The 18,533-nt window shown below is 73.6% G+C and carries 17 protein-coding genes; 9 read left to right on the forward strand and 8 right to left on the reverse strand.

Features of this window, described 5'->3' with window-relative positions; all coding sequences use genetic code 11:
* Positions 1 to 3 precede the first annotated feature (3 nt).
* Positions 4 to 1,659, forward strand: coding sequence for a thiol reductant ABC exporter subunit CydC (gene cydC / locus QE401_RS05040; RefSeq protein WP_307137169.1), 1,656 nt, complete (start codon positions 4 to 6; stop codon positions 1,657 to 1,659).
* Between the two features lie 110 nt (positions 1,660 to 1,769).
* A complete protein-coding gene (locus QE401_RS05045; RefSeq protein ID WP_307137170.1) occupies positions 1,770 to 3,848 on the forward strand; it encodes a methyl-accepting chemotaxis protein in 2,079 nt (692 codons plus the stop codon).
* A 56-nt stretch (positions 3,849 to 3,904) separates the two neighbouring features.
* Here QE401_RS05045 and QE401_RS05050 read toward each other — a convergent pair whose 3' ends face one another.
* Both QE401_RS05050 and QE401_RS05055 read right to left on the reverse strand, forming a co-directional pair.
* Complete coding sequence (locus QE401_RS05050; RefSeq protein WP_307137171.1) at positions 3,905 to 4,840, reverse strand: hydroxymethylglutaryl-CoA lyase; 936 nt, start codon at positions 4,838 to 4,840, stop codon at positions 3,905 to 3,907.
* The gene (locus QE401_RS05055) at positions 4,837 to 6,039 is read right to left on the reverse strand and encodes a CaiB/BaiF CoA transferase family protein (protein ID WP_307137172.1); all 1,203 of its coding nucleotides are present in this window, start codon (positions 6,037 to 6,039) and stop codon (positions 4,837 to 4,839) included. Before QE401_RS05055 ends, QE401_RS05050 begins: the two co-directional genes overlap by 4 nt.
* 57 nt (positions 6,040 to 6,096) lie before the next feature.
* Here QE401_RS05055 and QE401_RS05060 point away from each other — a divergent pair, with 57 nt between their 5' ends.
* The 3 genes from QE401_RS05060 (at position 6,097) to QE401_RS05070 (ending at position 8,499) form a co-directional block, all read left to right on the forward strand.
* Positions 6,097 to 6,750: an IclR family transcriptional regulator gene (locus QE401_RS05060; protein ID WP_307137173.1), complete on the forward strand. Its 654-nt coding sequence runs from the start codon at positions 6,097 to 6,099 to the stop codon at positions 6,748 to 6,750.
* Between the two features lie 70 nt (positions 6,751 to 6,820).
* Complete coding sequence (locus QE401_RS05065; protein WP_307137174.1) at positions 6,821 to 7,369, forward strand: TetR/AcrR family transcriptional regulator; 549 nt, start codon at positions 6,821 to 6,823, stop codon at positions 7,367 to 7,369.
* A complete protein-coding gene (locus QE401_RS05070; RefSeq protein ID WP_307137175.1) occupies positions 7,366 to 8,499 on the forward strand; it encodes an MFS transporter in 1,134 nt (377 codons plus the stop codon). Before QE401_RS05065 ends, QE401_RS05070 begins: the two co-directional genes overlap by 4 nt.
* Here QE401_RS05070 and QE401_RS05075 read toward each other — a convergent pair.
* The 3 genes from QE401_RS05075 to QE401_RS05085 are packed head-to-tail and all read right to left on the reverse strand — an operon-like array spanning position 8,496 to position 11,925.
* Entirely contained in the window at positions 8,496 to 9,317 is an 822-nt protein-coding gene (locus QE401_RS05075; protein ID WP_307137176.1) for an ABC transporter permease, read from the reverse strand. The genes QE401_RS05070 and QE401_RS05075 overlap by 4 nt on opposite strands.
* Complete coding sequence (locus QE401_RS05080) at positions 9,314 to 10,258, reverse strand: ABC transporter permease (protein ID WP_307137177.1); 945 nt, start codon at positions 10,256 to 10,258, stop codon at positions 9,314 to 9,316. Before QE401_RS05080 ends, QE401_RS05075 begins: the two co-directional genes overlap by 4 nt.
* On the reverse strand, positions 10,243 to 11,925 hold the full coding sequence (locus QE401_RS05085; protein ID WP_307137178.1) for a peptide ABC transporter substrate-binding protein: 1,683 nt from the start codon (positions 11,923 to 11,925) through the stop codon (positions 10,243 to 10,245). The genes QE401_RS05080 and QE401_RS05085 overlap by 16 nt, the downstream gene beginning before the upstream one ends.
* Before the next feature lie 133 nt (positions 11,926 to 12,058).
* Here QE401_RS05085 and QE401_RS05090 point away from each other — a divergent pair, with 133 nt between their 5' ends.
* Positions 12,059 to 12,472 (forward strand): DUF4345 domain-containing protein, encoded by a 414-nt coding sequence (locus QE401_RS05090; RefSeq protein WP_307137179.1) that lies wholly within the window; start codon positions 12,059 to 12,061, stop codon positions 12,470 to 12,472.
* 121 nt (positions 12,473 to 12,593) lie between these two features.
* Here QE401_RS05090 and QE401_RS05095 read toward each other — a convergent pair whose 3' ends face one another.
* Complete coding sequence (locus QE401_RS05095; protein ID WP_307137180.1) at positions 12,594 to 13,304, reverse strand: orotate phosphoribosyltransferase; 711 nt, start codon at positions 13,302 to 13,304, stop codon at positions 12,594 to 12,596.
* A 51-nt stretch (positions 13,305 to 13,355) separates the two neighbouring features.
* Here QE401_RS05095 and QE401_RS05100 point away from each other — a divergent pair, with 51 nt between their 5' ends.
* The 3 genes from QE401_RS05100 (at position 13,356) to QE401_RS05110 (ending at position 15,971) form a co-directional block, all read left to right on the forward strand.
* Positions 13,356 to 14,294, forward strand: a complete 939-nt coding sequence (locus tag QE401_RS05100) for a mitochondrial fission ELM1 family protein (RefSeq protein WP_307137181.1) — start codon at positions 13,356 to 13,358, stop codon at positions 14,292 to 14,294.
* A gap of 194 nt (positions 14,295 to 14,488) precedes the next feature.
* On the forward strand, positions 14,489 to 15,559 hold the full coding sequence (locus tag QE401_RS05105) for a tartrate dehydrogenase (protein ID WP_307137182.1): 1,071 nt from the start codon (positions 14,489 to 14,491) through the stop codon (positions 15,557 to 15,559).
* Positions 15,560 to 15,731: 172 nt separating this feature from the next.
* Positions 15,732 to 15,971, forward strand: a complete 240-nt coding sequence (locus QE401_RS05110) for a hypothetical protein (RefSeq protein ID WP_007002922.1) — start codon at positions 15,732 to 15,734, stop codon at positions 15,969 to 15,971.
* A gap of 104 nt (positions 15,972 to 16,075) precedes the next feature.
* Here QE401_RS05110 and ggt read toward each other — a convergent pair whose 3' ends face one another.
* Entirely contained in the window at positions 16,076 to 17,782 is a 1,707-nt protein-coding gene (gene ggt, locus QE401_RS05115; RefSeq protein ID WP_307137183.1) for a gamma-glutamyltransferase, read from the reverse strand.
* A complete protein-coding gene (locus QE401_RS05120) occupies positions 17,779 to 18,531 on the reverse strand; it encodes a gamma-glutamyl-gamma-aminobutyrate hydrolase family protein (protein ID WP_307137184.1) in 753 nt (250 codons plus the stop codon). Before QE401_RS05120 ends, ggt begins: the two co-directional genes overlap by 4 nt.
* Positions 18,532 to 18,533 lie beyond the last annotated feature (2 nt).

Here is an 18,533-nt window from a genome sequence, read left to right on the forward strand (position 1 = left end):
GCCATGCTGACCGACCTGTCCCGTGTCCTCGGCCTCTGGCATGCCCGCCGTTCCTGGCTGGTCGCGGGGGCGGCGATGGCGGTGCTGGCCACGCTGGCGGGCGTGGCGCTGCTGGGCTTCGCCGGCCGCGGCGTGTCGGAAGGGTTGCGCACCGGCGCGCTGACCGGCGTTGCCGTGGGTTCGCTGCTGCTGCTGCGCCCCTTGATGGCGGTGCGCCCGCTGGCCCGCTATGCCGAGCGGCTGGTGACCCATTCCGCCACCTTCCGGGCGCTCGCCGACACCCGCATCTGGTTCTTCCGCCGGCTGGCGGAGCGGCTGCCCGCGGGCCTCGGCCTGCGCCGCGCCGGCGACCTGCTGGGCCGGCTGGTGAGCGATGTGGAGGCGCTGGACGGGCTCTATCTGCGCGCGCTCGTCCCCGGCGTTGCCGCGCTGGCGGTGGTGCTGGCGGTCGGGCTGCTGCTGGGTCTGGCCGGGCCGGGCCTGGCCATCATCGTCGCCCTGCCGCTGGCGCTGGCGCTCGCCTTGCCGCCGCTGCTGGCGCCGGGCGCGGCGCGGGCCGCCGCCGCGGTGGCCGAGGCGCAGGGCCGGCTGCGCGCCGCGGCCGTGGACCCGCTGCTGGGGCATGAGGATGTGCTGGCCGCCAATGCCGAGCCGCGCGCCCTGGCGCGGGTGGAGGCGGCGGCCGGGGAACTGGCCGCGACCCAGGCGCAGCTCTCGCGCCGCTCGGCCTGGGGCGGGGCGGCGGGGGCGCTGCTGGCGCAGGCGGCGCTGCTGGGCGCGCTGGGCTATGGGCTGGCGGGCGGGCCGGGGGCGGTGGGCGCCACCATCATCGGGCTGTTCCTGGCGCTGGCCGCCGGCGAGGCGCTGGCCGCCCTGCCGCGCGCCGGCACCGCGCTGGCCGCCGCCGGCGCCAGCGCGCGGCGGCTGTTCGAGGCCGCCGACACCCCGCCGCCGGTGGCCGAGCCGGCGCAGCCCGCCGCGCCGCCGCGCGGCCATGCGCTGCGGGCCGAGGGTGTGCGCTTCGCCTGGGCGGAGGATCGCGAGCCGGTCTTCGAGGAGCTTTCCTTCGAGCTGCCGGAAGGCGGGCGGCTGGCGCTGCTCGGGCCCTCGGGCGCCGGCAAGTCGACGCTGGCGACGCTGCTGCTGAAGCTGGCCGCGCCGCAGGCCGGGCGCTTCACCCTGGGCGGCGTGGACCTGGCCAGCCTGTCCGCCGACGCGGTGCGGGCCCGCATCGCCTGCCTGACGCAGGATGCGCGGCTGTTCGACGACAGCATCGCCGCCAATCTGCGCCTGGCCGCGCCCGAGGCCGATGACGCCGCGCTGTGGCAGGCGCTGGAACGGGCCGGCATCGCCGGGGAGATCCGCGCCCTGCCGCAGGGGCTGGAGACCCCCTGCGGCGAGGGCGGCGCGCGCTTCTCGGGCGGGCAGGGGCGGCGCCTGGCGCTGGCCCGCGCGCTGCTGGCGCCGGCCGATATCCTGATCCTGGACGAGCCAGGGGCGGGGCTGGACCCGCTGGCCGAGCGCGCCTTCCTGGAGACGCTGGAGGCGGCGACCGAGGGCCGCAGCGTCATCCTGATCGCGCACCGGCTGCTGGGCGTCGAGCGGCCGACCCGCATCCTGCGGCTGGTGGGCGGCCGCGCCATGCCGGCCATGGGCTGAGCCGCCCCGCTCGCGCCGCGGGTCTGCAACGCGGCGCCGGCGGAAAAGGGTTAACGTCCCGTCAGCAAGCGCCCCGCATGCCGGACCGTCAGGCTTCGAGGGGGCAGAGCATGCTGGGACGGATGTCGGTGCGGGGGATTCTGGGCAGCGTGATCGGGGCGCTCGGCGTGCTCGGCGTGGCCGGTGCGGCGCTGGACCTCAACGAGGCCTGGCAGGCGCGGCAGAAGGCGCAGCGCGTCGCCACCCTGTCGCGCATCGACAGCGCCCTGTTCGAGACGCTGAACGCCGCGCGGGTGGAGCGCGCCGCCATGCTGGCCGCGCTGGCCGCCCCGACCGCCGTGGAGCCCGCCGCGCGCGCCCGCATCGACGCGCTGCGCGGCCGTGCCAATGCCGCCTTCGACAGGGCGCAGCAGGCGATGGACGCGGCCGATCTGGACAGTGCGCTGACCGCGCCGCTGGGCGATGCGCAGCGCGCCATGACGGCGCTGCGCGACCGCATCGACACCGCCCTGGCCAGCCCGGCGCGGGAGGCGCCGCTGGCCGCCGCCGCGGGACGCGAGAGCCAGGCCTATCTGGACGCGCTGGGCCGCGCCGATGCGGCGCTGAGCGACCTGGTGCTCGGCATCAACCCGGCGATCGGGCAGCTCCTGGCGCTGAAGCAGTCGGTCTGGTCGGCGCGGCTGGCCGCCGGCGGCATTGGCGGCATGTCGGAGGTGCTGCTGGCCGCCAACCGCGCCCCCACCGCTGCCGAGCTGGCCACCGCCGCCGAGCTGCGCGGCCAGGTGGCGGCGCATTGGGGCCAGGTGCTGGCGATGGCGGGGCGGCCCGGCCTGCCGGACTCGCTGCGCCAGGCGATCGCCGCGCTGGAGGGGCGCTTCCCCGCCGGCTTCATGGCGCGCCAGCGCGCCGTGGCCGAGGATCTGGCGGCCGGCCGCCCAGCCATGCCGCTGCCGGAATTCCAGCGGCTGAGCGCCGGTGACGTCACCACGGTGGCCGAGGTCGCGATGCTGGCGCTGCGCGAGGTGATGGCGGAGGCGGATGCGCAGGCCGCCGCCGCCGGCACCAATCTGGCGCTGGCCGTGGCGCTGATGCTGGTGGCGCTGGCGCTGATGCTGGGCGGGCTGCTGCTGGTGCGCAGCCGGGTGACGCGGCCGATCGTCGCGATGACCGCCACCATGCAGATGCTGGCCGCCGGCGACCTGTCGGCGAGCATTCCGGGCCTCGGCCGCGGCGACGAGATCGGCCGCATGGCCGCCGCCACCGAGGTGTTCCGCAACGGGCTGCAAATGGCGGCCCGGCTGGCCGGGGAGCAGGCCGAGGAGCGCGCGGTGAAGGAGCGCCGCGCCACCGCCCTGGCGCGGCTGGTGCAGGGTTTCGAGGGCCGCGCCGGCGAGATGGTGGGCGTGCTGGCCGCGGCGGCGGCGCAGCTGGAATCCACCGCGCGCGGCATGTCGAGCACCGCCGGCGCCACCGACCAGCAGGCCGGGCGCGTCGCCATGGCCGCGGGCGAATCCAGCCGCGGCGTGCAGACCGTGGCGGCGGCGGCCGAGGAGCTGTCGGCCTCGATCGGCGAGATCAGCCGGCAGGTGGCGCAGGCCAGCGGCGTGACCGCCCGCGCGGTCGAGGATGCGCGGCGCACCGATGCGGTGATGCGCGCCTTGGCCGAGAATGCCCAGCGCATCGGCGAGGTGGTGGGGCTGATCAGCAGCATCGCCGGGCAGACCAATCTGCTGGCGCTGAACGCGACGATCGAGGCCGCCCGCGCGGGCGAAGCGGGCAAGGGCTTCGCCGTCGTCGCCTCCGAGGTGAAGAACCTGGCCAGCCAGACCGGCAAGGCGACCGAGGAGATCGGCGCGCAGATCGCCGCCATGCAGGTGGCGACGCGGGAGGCGGTGGCGGCGCTGGAAGGCATCGCGGCGACCATCGGCGAGGTCAGCAGCACCACGGTGAGCATCGCCAGCGCGGTGGAGGAGCAGACGGCGGCCACCGCCGAGATCGCCCGCACCGTGCAGCAGACGGCGCAGGCGACGGAGGCGGTGACGGTGAACATCGCCTCGGTCAGCGAGGGGGCGCAGCAGACCGGCGTCGCGGCGGGGGAGGTGCTGACCGCGGCCAGCGAACTCTCCGGCCAGTCGGAGCGGCTGCGCGCCGAGGTGGGCGATTTCGTCGCCCAGGTGCGGGCGGCTTAAGGCGCGCCACCGGAGGCGGACCCGCCGGGCGGCACCGCCGCCCGGCCCCGAAAAAGCTAAGCGGTGAGGCGGCCGCCCTGTTTCACGCGGCCGGGCAGGGGGTGGCCGACCACCTCTTCCGCCAGCCGGCCGGCCTCGATCAGCGCCTCCAGGTCGAGACCCGTCTCGATGCCGCTCTCGGCGCAGAGCAGCGCCAGATCCTCGGTGCAGAGATTGCCGGCGGCGCCGGCATGCTTGGCGAAGGGGCAGCCGCCCAGCCCCGCGATGGCGGCGTCGAAACGGGTGACGCCGAGGCGCATGCCCTCCCAGGCATTGACCATGGCGAGCCCGCGCGTGTCGTGCAGGTGCAGCGACAGCTCGAGATCCGGCCATTTGTCGCGCACGGCGCCGACCACGGAGGCGATGCGGCGCGGTGTCGCCCAGGCCATGGTGTCGGCCAGCGACACCACCGGGCGCTGCAGCCCGGCGCCGCCGGCCAGGGCCAGGATGGCCTCGATGCGGTCCAGCACGGCGGAAACCGGCACCTCGCCCTGAAAATTGCAGCCGAAGGCGGCCATGATGGTGGCGCGGGCGAAGGGCACGCGATGCTCGGCATAGAGCGCCATCAGCGCCGCGGCGGCGGCCAGGTCCTGCTCGCGGTCGCGATTCTGGTTGCGCTTGCCGAACACCTCGGAGGCGGAGACCGAGACGCTGCCATCGATGGTCAGGTTCGGCGCCACCAGGGCGCGCAGGAAGCCCTTGGCGTTCAGCCAGAGCGCACCGAAGGCCACGCCCTCGACCACCGGCAGGCCCTGGCAGACCAGCTCGGCATCGGCCATGCCGGGCACCCGGCGCGGATCGACGAAGGAGACGGTCTGGATGCGCCTCAACCCCGTCCGCGCCAGCGCCTGGATCAGCGCCAGCTTGCGCTCGGTCGGGATTTCTTTCTGTTCGAACTGGAAGCCCTCGCGCGGGCCTTCCTCGCGGATCTCGATGCGGAAGGGCAGGCTCATGCGGCGGTCTCCGGCTCGGGCAAGGTGAGGATGCCGGCGGCGGCCAGCGCCGCCTGCTCCTCGGGCGGGATGCCGATTTCTTCCAGCAGCCCGGCGGTGCCCTCGCCGACACGGGGCGGCTGGCGGCGCAGGGCCAGAGAGGAATTCTCGAAGTGCAAGGGGGTCATCGGCAGGGGTGCGGTCAGGCCGTCGCGCAGACGCGTCTCGCCCAGGATGCCGCTGGCCAGCAGATGCGGGTCGGTGAACAGGTCCTCGGGATGCGCAACGGGCGCGCAGGGGATGCGCACGGAGCGGCCGAGTTCCAGCACCTCGGCCACGCTCATACCAGCAAAAATACGCTCCAGCGCGGGCATGATGCGGTCGCGCCCGGCGACGCGCCCGGCATTGTCGGCCAGCGCCGGGTCAGCGGCGAGCGCCGTCAGCCCGAGATGCGCGGCCAGGCGCTGCCAGTGCTGGTCGCTGGTGACGCCGACGAAGACCTGGCCGTCGCGGGCGGCGAAGACGTCGTAGATCGCCCAGGTGATGCGGCGCGCCGTCATCGGCGGCACGCGCTCCCCGGCCATGGCGCCGGCGGCCATGTGCTGGCCGACCATGAAGGCCACGCTCTCGAACAGCGCCGATTGCACCTTCTGGCCCTGGCCGGTGGCCTCGCGCTGGCGCAGCGCCGCCAGGATGCCGACCACGCCGAACACCCCGCCCATGATGTCCACCACCGAGGTCCCGGCACGCAGCGGCCGCCCGGGCAGGCCGGTCATGTAGGCCAGGCCGCCCTGCATCTGCACCACCTCGTCCAGCGCCGGCAGATCCTCATAGGGGCCGGGGAGGAACCCCTTCAGCGCGCAATAGACCAGGCCGGGATTGATCGCCCGCAGCTGCTCCCAGCCCAGGCCGAGCCGCTCCATCGTGCCGGGGGCGTAGTTCTCGATCAGCACATCGGCGCCGGGGATCAGCTTCTCCAGCACCGCCTTGCCGCGCGGGTCCTTCAGGTCGAGCGCCAGGCTGGTCTTGTTGCGGTTGTAGGTGGCGAAGAAGCCGGTGCCGAAGCCGCCCAGGCGGCGCGTGCGGTCGCCCTCCGGCGGCTCGATGCGGATCACCTCGGCGCCGAGATCGGCCAGCACCACGCCGCAGGAGGGGCCCATCACCGTATGGCCGAAATCCAGCACGCGCAGGCCGGCGAGCGGCAGGGGGTTGGTTGACACGGCACCGTTCCGTCTGACAGAATTTCTTTTCGTCAGACAGAATGGAGGAGCGCGCCCATGGCCGTCAAGCCGCCCGCGCCGGAGCAGGGTGTCGGCGCGGTGGACCGGGCGCTGTCCATCCTCTTCGCCTTCCGGGCGGGGGAGGGGGCGCTGAGCCTGGCCGAGCTGTCGCGCCGCACCGGCCTGTACAAGAGCACGCTGCTGCGGCTGATGGCCTCGCTGGAGCGGGCGGGAATGCTGCTGCGCGAGGGCGGCGCGCCGGAATGGCGGCTGGGGCCGGCGCTGGTCGGGCTCGGCCTGCGCGCCGCGGCGCCCGAGGCGATGCTGGAGGCGGCCCTGCCGCCCCTGCTGCGGCGGCTGGCCGAGGAGACCGGGGAGAGCGCCAGCTTCTACATCCGCCAGGGGGAGATGCGGCTCTGCCGCTTCCGGATCGAGGGGCGGCACGCGGTGCGCGACCACCTGCCGCCCGGCAGCCTGCTGCCCCTGGACCGGGGTGCCGCGGGCCATGTGCTGCGCGGCGCGGCGCTCACCGTCTCGATCGGGGAGCGCGACCCGGAGCTGGCGGCGGTGGCGGCGCCGCTGCGCGGGCGGGATGGCGCGCTGCTGGGGGCGCTGTGCCTGTCCGGCACCGCCACGCGCTTCGCCGAGCCGGGGCGGCTGGAGGCGCTGAAGGCGGCGGTGGCCCGCGCGGCGTCCGCCGCGCTTCCCTGAGCATGGCGGCGGCGGCCCTGCTGCCCTGAGCCACCCTTGCGGTGTAAAGCGATCGTTTTACATAAGCTGCATGGAGAAGCGCGCGGAGATCCTGGCGACCGCCGAGGCGGTGTTCGATGGCGGCGGCTTCCGCGGCACCGGCATCGATGCGGTGCTGGCGCCCGCCGGCGTCTCCACCCGGACGCTCTACAAGCATTTCGGCGCGCGCGACGCGCTGGTGCTGGCGGTGCTGGAGGCGCGGCATCGCCGCTTCCTGGCCTGGCTGGAGGATTCCTCCAAGGACGCCGATCCCGTCGCCGCGCTGTTCGACACGCTGCGCGACTGGCTGGCCGAGCGCGGCGCGCGGGGTTGCCTGCTGCTGCGGGCCCGCGCCGAATATGCCGGCGCCAATCCCGAGATTGTCTCCGCCGTTCGCCGCCAGAAGGCGGAGTTTCGCGCGATCATCGCCGACCGCGTGGCGGCGGCGCTGGGCCGCCGCGAGGACACGCTGGCCACCCAGATCTGGCTGCTGTTCGAGGGCGCGACGGCCGCCGCCAGCGTCGCCGACCTCACCGTGCTGGAGGCGGCGAAACAGGCCGCCGCCGCGCTGCTGCGCGCCGCGGGCCCGGCCGGGGCGTGAGGGGGCACACCGCGCTGATCGGCGCCGGCTTCGCGCTGACCGCCCTGGCCTATGGGCTGGCGCGTTTCGCCTATGGCCTGCTGCTGCCGCAGATCCGCCTCGAACTGGACCTCAGCGCCAGCGCCGCCGGCTGGATCGGCGGCGGCGCCTTCGCCGCCTATGGCCTCGGCATCGTCTATGCCGCGCTGGCCGGTGCCCGGCACGGGCCGCGAATCCTGGCGGTGCTGGCCGGGCTGGCGGCGGTGGCGGGCATGGCGCTGGTGGCCATCGCCCACAGCGCCCCCATGCTGGGCGCGGCGATCGCGCTGGCGGGCCTCAGCACCGGCCTGGCCTCGCCGCCTTTGGCCGCGGCCGTCGGGCGGCGTGTCGCGGCGCCGCTTCGGCCGCGCGCCAATGGGCTGATCAATGCCGGCACGGCGGCGGGCATCATCCTCTCCGGCCTCGCCGCACTCGGGTTTTCCCAGTCCTGGCGCGGGCTCTATGCGGGCTTCGCGCTGCTCGGCCTCGGTGTCACCGCCTGGCTGTGGGTCGCCCTGCCGGGGCGGGAGGAGACAGCGGCATCGCGCACCACTTTGTCCTGGCGGGCGCTGGCGGTGCCGGGGCTCAGCGGCCTTTGCGCGGCGGCGCTGCTGATGGGCGCCTCCAGCACCGCCATCTGGACCTTCGGCGCCGATCTGCTGCGCCGCCAGCCGGGCTTCGCGGGCGCCGGCATCCCGCTGGCCTGGATCACCCTCGGCCTGGGCGGGCTGGCGGGGGCGGCGACCGGATCGCTGGTGGGGCGTTTCGGGCTGGGCCGGGTGCATCGCGCGGCGCTGCTGGGGCTGGCGCTGGCCTATCTGCTGATGGCGGCGCTGGCCGCGCTGCCGGCGCTGGGTTTCGCGGCCATGGCGCTGTTCGGCGTGGCCTACATCGTCTCCAGCGGCGCGCTGCTGATCCGCGGCACGGCGCTGCTGGGCGAGCGGCCGGAGCTCGGCCTCGGCCTGCCCTTCCTGGCCATCGCCAGCGGGCAGATGCTCGGCGCGCCGCTCTTCGGCATGGCGCTGGAAGGGGCGGGCGCGGCGGTGGCGCTGTCGCTCTGCGCCGTTCTGGCCGGGTTGGCGATGGTCTGCGGGCTGGAGGAGCGCGCCTAGCGCTCCGCCACCCCATCCGCCACCAGGGCGCAGCCGGCGACCGCGACCAGGATGGCCAGCCCCGGCCAGACCGCCGCCAGCGGGGCGGCGAAGACCGCCTCCTGCGCATTGGCCAGCATGTTGCCCCAGGAGGGGGCGGGCGGCTGGATGCCGAGGCCGAGGAAGCTCAGCACGCTCTCCGCCAGGATGGCGCCGGCGACCGAGAGCGCGCAGGCGATGGCGACCGGCGCGCGCAGCCCGGGCAGCACATGGCGCCAGAGCAGCCGCGCCTCCGACACGCCGAGCGCCCGCGCGGCGCGGACATAATCCTGCGCCAGGATCGACAGCGCCGCGGCGCGCGCCAGGCGTGCGACGCCGACCCAGCCGAACAGCACCAGGATGGCGATGATGCGCAGCATGTCGGTGGCGGCGTCACCGCGCGGCAGGCCGAGCCTGGCCGGGTCCACCGCCGCCAGCAGCACCAGGATGGGCAGGGCGGGCAGGGCCAGCAGCCCATCGGCCAGGCGCATCAGCACCGCATCCACCCAGCCGCCGCGCCAGGCCGCCAGCAGCCCGATGGCGGTGCCGAGCAGCGCCGCCGCCAGCGCCGCCGCCAGCCCGACGCCGAGCGAGATGCGCGCCCCATAGGCCAGCCGCAGCAGCAGGTCGCGCCCCAGCTCATCGGCGCCCAGCGGATAGTCCGGGCCGGGCGGGGCGTAGCGGGCGAAAAGGTCGGGGGCGAAGGCATCGCGCCCCAGCCATTGCGCCAGCCAGGGTGCCGCCAGCGCCGCCAGCGCCAGCACAGCGAGCAGGAAGAGGCCGAGCCGCAGCCTGGTCATCGCTCGCCGATCCGTGGATCGAGCCAGGCCTGGGCGATGTCGGCCGCCAGCGTCGCCAGCATGGTCACCAGCGCCACCAGCAGCAGCGCCAGCAGCGCCAGATTGTAGTCATTGCCCATCACCGCGTCGTAAAGCAGCTTGCCCATGCCGGGGCGGGCGAAGAGTGTCTCGGTCACCAGCGCGCCGGAGACCAGGGCGCCGGCATCCAGCGCCAGCAGGGTCAGCAGCGGCACGGCGGCATTCGGCAGGGCATGGCGCCACAGCACGCGCCCCTCGCCATTGCCGCGGGCGCGGGCGGCGGTGATGTGCGGCCGGGCCAGCTCCGCCTTCAGCGCCGCCGCGGCATGGCGGGCATAGGCGGCGAGCTGGCCGAAGGCGATGGTGGCCACCGGCAGCAGCAGGAAGCGCCAGGCCGGCTGGCCCTCGCCCGGCAAACCGCCGGCCGGCAGCCAGCCCAGCGTGACGGCGAACAGGATGATCAGCAGGATGCCGAGCCAGAAGGAGGGCATGGCCTGGCCGAGCAGCGCCACCGCCTGCACCAGCGGCGCGGCGCGGGGCTTCAGCGCCGCCAGCCCGCCCAGCGCCACGCCCAGCACCGCCGCCAGCGCCACCGCGCTGCCGACCAGCGCCAGGGTGGAGAGCAGCGCCGGCCAGAGCACGGCGCCGACCGGCTGGGCGAAGAGGCGGGAATAGCCGAACTCGCCCCGCAGCACGCCGCCGCCCCAGGCCAGGTAGCGGGCCAGCAGCGGCTGGTCGAGCCCGTGCAGCGCGCGCAGTCGCGCCACATCCTCCCCCGTCAGGCGGGGGTCGGAGATGATGGCGAGCGACACCGGATCCCCCGGCATCAGCCCGATGGCGAACCAGGCGGCCAGCGACAGCAGCAGCAGCGTCACCGCGATCTGCGGCAGCCGCCAGGCGGCGAGCCTCAGCGCACCCGCCATTCCGCCACCCAGAGCGAGGAATAGTTCTGGTGCCCGGTCGGCCGCACCCCCTCCAGCCAGCGCGGCCAGACATGCGCATCCGCGCGGTGCCAGAGCGGCAGGGCCGGCAAATCGGTGGCGATGCGGCGCTGCAGCTCGGACCAGAGCGGGCGGCGTTTCTCCGGGTCCAGCTCCAGCGGGATCGCCTCGATCAGCCGGTCGACCTCGGCATCGCGGTAGCCGGTGTAGTTCTGGCCGGAGAAATTGCGCTCGGGCCGCGGGATCTCGTCCGAGTGGAAGGTGGTGCGCGGCACATTCTCGGGGCTGCTGATCCAGGCGAACATCGCCATGCCCTCGAAGCGGCGGCGGCTGACCGTCTCGCTGAAGAAGATGCGCGGCGGCTCGTTGCGGATGCGCGTCTCGACGCCGATGGCGCGCCACATGCCGGCCAGGATCTGCTGCACCTGCTCACGCGCGCGGTTGCCGGCGGTGGTCATCAGCTCCAGCGCCAGGCGCTGGCCGGCGGCGTTGCGGCGGATGCCGTCAGGGCCGGGGCGCCAGCCGGCTTCCTCCAGCAGGGCGGCGGCGCGGGCCGGGTCGAAGGGATAGGCCGGGATGTCGGGGTCATACATGGCGTCGCGGGGATGCACGCCGCTCGCCGCCACCTCCTGCTTTCCGTCATAGAGCCGGGCCACGATCTGCGCCCGGTCGGCGCCCAGCAGCAGCGCCTGGCGCACCCGGCGATCGGCCAGGATCGGGTTGTCGAGGTTGAGGTCGATATGCTCGTAGGTCAGGCCGGGGGTGAAGGCGAAGCGGAAGCGATCCCCGGTGCGGCGCTGCAGCGCCACCGCCTGTTCCAGCGGCAGGCCGAGCTCGCCCGCCACCATGTCGAGCTGCCCGGCCAGCAGCTGCGCCTCCAGCGCCGCGGTGTTCTCCACCGTGCGGATGGCGATGCGCTGGAAGGCGGGGGCGGGGCCGGACCAATGCGCGTTGCGCTCCAGCGTCACGCCGGCGCCGGGCTGCACGGCGGTGACGCGGTAGGGGCCGTTCCACAGCGCCGGGTTGGTGGTGTCGGTGTCATAGGCGGTGCGGCTGCGGTAGTTGCGGCGGTCCGCCTCCCAGATCGGCCGCTCGATCCGCGCCGGCAGCGGCTGGAAATCGCCCAGCGCGGCGAACTGGTAGGTCACCTTGTCCAGCCGCAGCGTCACGGTGCGCGGGTCCACCACGATCAGCTCATAGGCGGAGCGGTAGAATTCGGCAGGGCCGAAGCCGGTCTCGAAGGCGCGGCCGGCCTCCCAGGCGAAGCGCAGATCCTCGGCCGAGACGGGGGTGCCATCGGCCCAGCGCTCGCCCTCGCGCAGGCGGTAGGTCAGGCGCAGGCCGGGCTTGCCGTCGGGCGTCGTCTCCAGCACCGCATCGCCATTCTCCAGCGTCGGCAGCCGCTCGCAGGAGAGGCAGGTGAGCTGCCACTCCGCGTCATAGGCGGTCATCGGGCGGCGCGCGAAGCCCAGAATGTAGGACTTCGCCGCCATGCTCTCGATATTCGGGTGGAAGGTCGAGGGGTACTGGTTGATGCCGATGCTCAAGCTCTCCCGCGCCGCCGGCGGCAGCGGCGCCTGGGCCAGGGCAAGGCCGGGCGCGGCGCTCGCCAGCAAGGCGAGGAGGTGGCGGCGTGCGGCAGGACCCATGCGGTGTTCGCCCTCTACTGGCTGCGTGCGGCAACCCGCGCGCGGCGTCGCGGGTTGGAGCGTGACCCGCGCCGCGCGCGCGAACCACCCTCCAGGCGATAGCGAAACCGCCGCCGCAACGCCAACAGGAACCATGACACCATCGCTTCATCGCCGGCTGCTGCGCGCCGCCGTGGCCCTGGCGGCGCTGGTGCCGGTCTCGGCCGGGCTGGTGGGCGTGATGCTGGGGCCGGCCATGCTGCCCGGCGCCGCGCTGGGGCTTGAGGCCGCCGGCGCCCCGGCCGACAGCCATTACCGCTACCTCTCCGGCCTGCTGCTGGGCATCGGCCTGGCCTTCTGGTGGATGCTGCCCGCCATCGAGCGGCAGGGAAAACGCTTCCGCCTGCTGGGCTTCGTCGTGGTGGTGGGGGGTGTGGGGCGGCTGATCGGCCTCGGCGTGCAGGGCGATCCGGGGCTGGCCGGCTGGCTGGCGCTGGCCATGGAGCTTGGCGTCACGCCGCTGCTCTGCCTGTGGCAATGGCATGTGGAGCGGGTGAGCGCGGCCTGAGCCGCGCCCAAGGTCCTCAGGCTGCCAGGGCAGGAAGGGGCGCCCCGCACCCCCGTTCCACCCTCGGGCAGCGCCCGTGGAGAGGCCCGCCTCCCCACCAGACGGCGGCAGCCTGACAAAATTAAGAGGCGGTGATCTCTTCGGGGGAGCCGATGCCGCCATGCGCCTTGGACCAGCCCGTCGGGTCCTCCAGGAACTTGCGGACCTCCTTCAGCGCGTGCTCGGAGAAATAGGGCCGCTCGCGGCAGACCTCGAGCACATCCCACCAGGTGCAGAGATGCAGCAGGTTCAGGTTGATCTCCTTCAGCCGCTCCTGCCCGCCGGGGAAGACGCCGTAGAAGAACACCACGAAGGTGTGGTCGCAGATCGCGCCGGCATCGCGCAGCGCCTGGGCGAAGCGGATCTTGGAGGCGCCGTCGGTCGTCAGATCCTCGACCAGCAGGGTGCGCTTGCCCTCGGGCACGTCGCCCTCGATCTGCGCGTTGCGGCCGAAGCCCTTGGGCTTCTTCCGTACATAGGACATCGGCGCCATCATGCGGTCGGCGATCCAGGCGGCGTAGGGAATGCCGGCGGTCTCGCCACCGGTCACGGCCTCGATCGTCTCATAGCCGATATGCCGGCCGATCTTCTCCACCGCCAGGTCGCAGATGCGGTTGCGGGCGCGCGGGAAGGAGATGATCTTGCGGCAGTCGATATAGACCGGGCTCTTCCAGCCGCTGGTGAAGGTGTAGGGCTCTTCCGGGCGGAAGTTGACCGCCTTGATCTCCAGCAGGATGCGGGCGGTGGTCAGGGCCGCGTCGCGGTCCCAGTCGGAGGCATGGGTCGAAGGCATGGCGGGGTCTCCTTTGGGGGCGGTTGGTAACGCCCTGGGCGTGGCGCGTCCATGACGGATGCGGGGGATGCCGCCATCTGGGTGCTGGCCGACCCGCGCGCCGGCACCGCCGCCCAGCCGCTGGGCATCGCCGAGCGGCTGGGCCTGCCCTTTGCCACGATCCCGCTGCGCTGGGGGGCGCTGGCGCGCATCCCCTGGCCGGTGCCCACCCTGGCCGGGGTGGAGGCCGGCGCCCGCCTGGCGATCCGCCCGCCCTGGCCGCGCCTGGTGCTCTCGGCCGGGCGGCGCTCGGCCCCCGTGGCGCGCTGGCTGGGGCGGCGGGGCGCCAGGCTGGTGCACGCCATGCGCCCGGGCTTCGGCGCGGCGGAGTTCGACCTGCTGGTGGTCGGCCGGCACGATTCGCCGCGCGGGGCGGCGAACCTCTTCCCCATCCTCGGCGCCTGCCACCGGATGAGCCCGGCGGCGCTGGCCGCCGCCCGCGCCGAATGGGCGGAACTCGGCGCGCTGCCGGGGCCGCGCGTGGCGCTGCTGCTGGGCGGCGCGGTGCGGGGGGAGGGGCTGGACCCCGATCTCGCCGCCGGCCTGGCGCGGCAGGCGGCGGGCATGGGCGGCAGCGTGCTGGCCACCACCTCCCGCCGCAGCGGGGCGGCGGCGGCGGCCTCCGTGGCGGCGGCGCTGCAGGGCGTGCCGCATGTTCTGCATGGCTGGGGCAATGCCGGGCCCAACCCCTATGCCGGTTTCCTGGCCTGGGCGGATGCGGTGATCGCCACCGGCGACTCGGTCTCCATGCTGAGCGAGGCGCTGGCCACCGAGGCGCCGCTCTTCATCGCCGAAACCACCACGGCGCCGCGCCACCGGCGGCTGTGGCAGAGCCTGTACGAGGCCGGGCAGGCGCGGCCGCTCTCGGCCGGGGCGGCGCCCTTCAACCGCGTGCCGCTGGATGAGGCGGCGCGCGTGGCCACGGAGATCAAGGCAAGAGGCTGGATTTAAGGATCTTCTTTTTCTGAAGAAAAAGAAGCAAAAAGACTTCTTTCAGTTGGCGTCCCGCATATGGACATGAGCGGGACGCCAAACTGACAAAAGTTTTTTGGTTCTTTTTTTCAAAAAAGAACCCTTTTCCCTTCCCCCTCTTGTCGTGCCGCCCATGCTGGCTACGCTCCGCCGGCCCGATCGGAGGAAAGCTCATGTCCCGCAAATACCGCATCGCCGTCGTGCCCGGAGATGGCATCGGCAAGGAGACCGTGCCCGAGGGGCTGCGCGTGCTGGACGCCGCCGCCCGCCGCTTCGGCTTCGAGCTGGAGCTGGCGCATTACGACTGGTCCTGCGAGACCTATGCCCAGACCGGCCGCATGATGCCGGAGGATGGCATCGAGCGGCTGCGGCAGAGCGACAGCATTTTTCTCGGTGCCGTGGGCTGGCCGGGCGTGCCGGACCATGTCTCCCTCTGGGGCCTCTTGATCCCGATCCGCCGCGAGTTCGACCAGTATATCAGCCTGCGCCCCTGCAAGCTGATGCCCGGCGCCAAGACGCCGCTGGCCAACCGCACCCCGGCCGAGATCGATTTCTACGTGGTGCGCGAGAACACCGAGGGCGAGTATTCCTCCTCCGGCGGCAGGATGTTCGCCGGCACCGAGCGGGAATTCGTCACCCAGGACGCGGTCTTCACCCGCAAGGGTGTGGACCGGGTGATGAAATACGCCTTCGAGCTGGCCCAGACCCGGCCGCGCAAGAAGCTGACCAGCGCCACCAAGTCGAACGGCATCACCTTCACCATGCCCTACTGGGATGAGCGCTTCGCCGAGATGGCGAAGAGCTACCCGGATGTGACGACCGACCAGTTCCATATCGACATCCTCTGCGCGCATTTCGTGCAGCACCCGGACTGGTTCGACGTGGTGGTGGGCTCCAACCTGTTCGGCGACATCCTGTCGGATCTCGGCCCGGCGGTGGCGGGCTCGATCGGCATCGCGCCCTCGGCCAACATCAACCCGGAGAAGGCGCATCCCTCGATGTTCGAGCCGGTGCATGGTTCGGCCCCGGACATCGCCGGCAAGCATATCTGCAACCCGATCGGGCAGATCTGGTCGGGGGCCATGATGCTGGAGCATCTGGGGGAGAAGCAGGCGGCGGATGCCATCACCCGCAGCATCGAGACGCTGCTGGCCGAGGGCGGCCCGCGCACCCGCGACATGGGCGGCCAGGCCAACACCTCCGATGTCGGCAAGGCCCTGGCCGAGGCGGTCGCCGCGGCCTGAGGCGGGGCGGCGGAGGGGCGTCCCCGCCCCTCCCGAGTCCCCCTTGCGACCAGGGCATGGGCGGCTTCTGGCGCAGAGGAAACTTGAACGCCCATTCAGATGAGCTTATAAAAACGCCGGGACGAGTTGCGAGCCATTCTCAACTGGCTCGCAACTGCAGGAGTAAGAGCGGATGGGCAACGACTTCAGCCACATCACCCGTCGGTGTGAGCGTGCTGTGGTGACCGCGTATCGTGAGCTGCGGGAGACCGGGAATGACGATCTGTCGTCCTTCCGGGCCTGCACGGCGCTGTACCGGATCCACCACCCGGAATCCTCGGTGAACGAGGCGCGCCGGCTGGTGTCGGAGTGGATCGACCACCACATCGTGCGCGGCGAATCCGGCCCGACCGATGGGTGCGAGTGCCCCTGACGGTTCTGCCCCGCGGGCAGTAGCGGGCGCGCGGCGCCCGACAGCCTGACCATAGGCCCCGGGGGATCGCTCCCCCGGGTTTTTTGTTACAGGCGTTTCCTGTTTCAGGCCTTGGCCGCCCGCACCTCCGGGTCGAAGCGCACACCCGGCCGCGCCAGCCCGCCCGAGATGCCGACCGGCGTGCCATCGGCGCGCCAGCAGGCGGCGCCCTCGATCATGCCGTTCTCATGGAAGCGCACGGCGCCCATGCCGCCGCCGATATGCTTCACCCGCTGCACCCGGTGGCCGATCGCGGCCAGCGCCGGGTCCAGCGTGGCGGCGATGGTCGGCTCCAGCTCCAGCGTGTGGCCATTGGTCCAGATGCGCGGCGCCTCCACCGCGTCCTGCAATTCCATGCCGTGGTCGATCAGGTTGATCACCGCCTGCATGGCCGAGCCGAAGATGCGCAGGCCCCCCGGCAGGCCGAGCGCGAAGCAGGGCTTGCCATCGCGCGCCACGATGGTCGGCGCCATCGAGGTGAAGACCCGCTTGCCCGGCGCCACCGACAGCGCCTTGCCCGGATGCGGGTCGAAATTGAACATGTAGTTGTTGGCGATCAGCCCGGTGCCGGGGATGGTGAAGCGCGCGCCGAACAGGCTGTTGATGGTCTGCGTCGTCGCCACGATGGTGCCGGCGGCATCCGCCACGGTGACATGCGTGGTGTTGGCGGATTCGGCCAGCACCTCCCCGGGCGGGATGCCGGGCGTCCAGTCCTGCGCCCGATCCTGGCGCAGCAGGGCGCGGCGCTCGGCGGCGTAGTCCTTGGCGGTCAGCCGCTCGACGGGGACGCGGATGAAGGCCGGGTCGGCGGTCGCCACGCCACGGTCGGCGAAGGCCATCTTCAGCGCCTCGGCCAGCAGGTGGACGGTGGCGGCGCTGCCGGAGCCCAGCGCGCCCAGGTCATAGCCCTCCAGCAGGTTCAGCATCTGCGTCACATGCACGCCCGCCGAGGAGGGCGGCGGCGGCGCCATCACCTGGTAGCCGCGATATTCGCCGGTGATCGGGGCGCGCTCCACCACCCGGTATTCGGCCAGGTCGCGCTCGGTGATCAGCCCGCCGGAGGCCGCCATATGCGCCGCCAGGGCCCGGCCCAGCGCGCCGCCATAGAGCGCCGCCGGGCCCTCGCGCGCGATCAGCCGCAGCGACTCGGCCAGCTCCGGCTGGCGGATCAGCGCGCCCACCGCCGGCGGCGCGCCGCCGGGCAGGAAGGTCGCGGCCAGGCCCGGGTCCAGCGCCAGCTCATGCGCCGCATCGGCGATGGCGCCGGTCAGATAGGCGGTGGCACGGAAACCCTCCGCCGCGGCGCGGATCGCCGGGCGCAGCACTTCCTCCAGGGGCAGGCTGCCATGCTCGGCCAGCGCCCGGCACCAGCCGGCCAGCGCCCCCGGCACGCCCATGGCCAGCACGCCCAGCGCGTTCTTCCGCCCCGCCGTCTCCTGATAGTCGGGCAGGGTGTCGGAGAGCGGCTCATACATGTCCGGCCGCGCCGCGGCGGGGGCGGTGGAGAGCCCGTCCAGCACCACATGCCGCCCATCCGGCAGCCGCAGATGCGCCACACCGCCGCCCAGCGGCCCGACCATCATCGGCTCCACCACGGTCAGGGTGAACAGCGCGGCGATGGCGGCGTCCACCGCATTGCCGCCGGCCAGCAGCATCTCCGCCCCCGCCGCCGAGGCCACGGGGTGGTTGGTCACCACCATGCCCTTGCTGGCCAGGGCCGGCTGCTTCTCGCGCAGAAACGGACTGCCGGCGCGGGTTTTCCAGTCACTCATGGGGCTACTCCCTGGCAGGCGGCGCCGAAGGCGCGGAAGAGGGCGGTGCTCGGCGCATCCTCGTGGAAGCGCCATTCGGGGTGCCATTGCACGGCCAGCTGGAAGCCGGTGGCGGCTTCGGGGCGCAGCGCCTCCACCGTGCCGTCGGGCGCCAGGGCGTCCACCGCCAAGCCGGGGGCGACGCGGTCCACACCCTGCATGTGCACGGAATTGACCAGGAAGCGCGCCTGGCCGGTCACCTGGCGCAGCAGCCCCTCGGCCGCCACATCGTGGCGCATGCGGTATCGCTCCGCGCTGCTGCTGCCCTGGCCGCGATGGTCGTCGCGCCCCGCCAGCAGATGCAGCCGGCTGTGCAGCGTGCCGCCGAAGGCGACATTCATCTCCTGCAGCCCGCGGCAGATGGCCAGCACCGGCAGGCCGCGCGCGATGGCGGCGCGGAGCAGCGGCAGGCTGGTCGCGTCGCGGTCCGGATCCTCCAGCTCGCCCTCCGGCGCCGCGCCGCCGCCATAGAGCGCCGGCTGCACATTGCTGGGCGAGCCCGGCACCAGCAGCCCGTCCAGCCGCTCCAGGAAGCCTTCCGCGTCCAGCGCATCGGCCATGGGCGGGATCAGCACCGGGCGAACCCCGGCGCCCTCGGCCAGGGCGGTCATGTAGCGGGAGGGGGTGGCATGCTGCCAATGCCCGCCCAACTCGCGATGGCAGGCGGGCACGCCGACCCAGGGCCGGCGCGAGGTGTGAAGCGCGGTCATGC

The organism is Pseudoroseomonas cervicalis (assembly GCF_030818485.1).
Lineage (GTDB): Bacteria > Pseudomonadota > Alphaproteobacteria > Acetobacterales > Acetobacteraceae > Pseudoroseomonas > Pseudoroseomonas cervicalis_A.

Coding starts and splice junctions, on each gene's coding strand:
- QE401_RS05100 (WP_307137181.1), top strand. CDS start 13,356: ATGACGGATGCGGGGGATGCCGCCATCTGGGTGCTGGCCGACCCGCGC.
- QE401_RS05105 (WP_307137182.1), top strand. CDS start 14,489: ATGTCCCGCAAATACCGCATCGCCGTCGTGCCCGGAGATGGCATCGGC.
- cydC (WP_307137169.1), top strand. CDS start 4: ATGCTGACCGACCTGTCCCGTGTCCTCGGCCTCTGGCATGCCCGCCGT.
- QE401_RS05095 (WP_307137180.1), bottom strand. CDS start 13,304: ATGCCTTCGACCCATGCCTCCGACTGGGACCGCGACGCGGCCCTGACC.
- ggt (WP_307137183.1), bottom strand. CDS start 17,782: ATGAGTGACTGGAAAACCCGCGCCGGCAGTCCGTTTCTGCGCGAGAAG.
- QE401_RS05085 (WP_307137178.1), bottom strand. CDS start 11,925: ATGGGTCCTGCCGCACGCCGCCACCTCCTCGCCTTGCTGGCGAGCGCC.
- QE401_RS05075 (WP_307137176.1), bottom strand. CDS start 9,317: ATGACCAGGCTGCGGCTCGGCCTCTTCCTGCTCGCTGTGCTGGCGCTG.
- QE401_RS05090 (WP_307137179.1), top strand. CDS start 12,059: ATGACACCATCGCTTCATCGCCGGCTGCTGCGCGCCGCCGTGGCCCTG.
- QE401_RS05045 (WP_307137170.1), top strand. CDS start 1,770: ATGCTGGGACGGATGTCGGTGCGGGGGATTCTGGGCAGCGTGATCGGG.
- QE401_RS05120 (WP_307137184.1), bottom strand. CDS start 18,531: ATGACCGCGCTTCACACCTCGCGCCGGCCCTGGGTCGGCGTGCCCGCC.
- QE401_RS05060 (WP_307137173.1), top strand. CDS start 6,097: ATGGCCGTCAAGCCGCCCGCGCCGGAGCAGGGTGTCGGCGCGGTGGAC.
- QE401_RS05110 (WP_007002922.1), top strand. CDS start 15,732: ATGGGCAACGACTTCAGCCACATCACCCGTCGGTGTGAGCGTGCTGTG.
- QE401_RS05050 (WP_307137171.1), bottom strand. CDS start 4,840: ATGAGCCTGCCCTTCCGCATCGAGATCCGCGAGGAAGGCCCGCGCGAG.
- QE401_RS05080 (WP_307137177.1), bottom strand. CDS start 10,258: ATGGCGGGTGCGCTGAGGCTCGCCGCCTGGCGGCTGCCGCAGATCGCG.
- QE401_RS05065 (WP_307137174.1), top strand. CDS start 6,821: ATGGAGAAGCGCGCGGAGATCCTGGCGACCGCCGAGGCGGTGTTCGAT.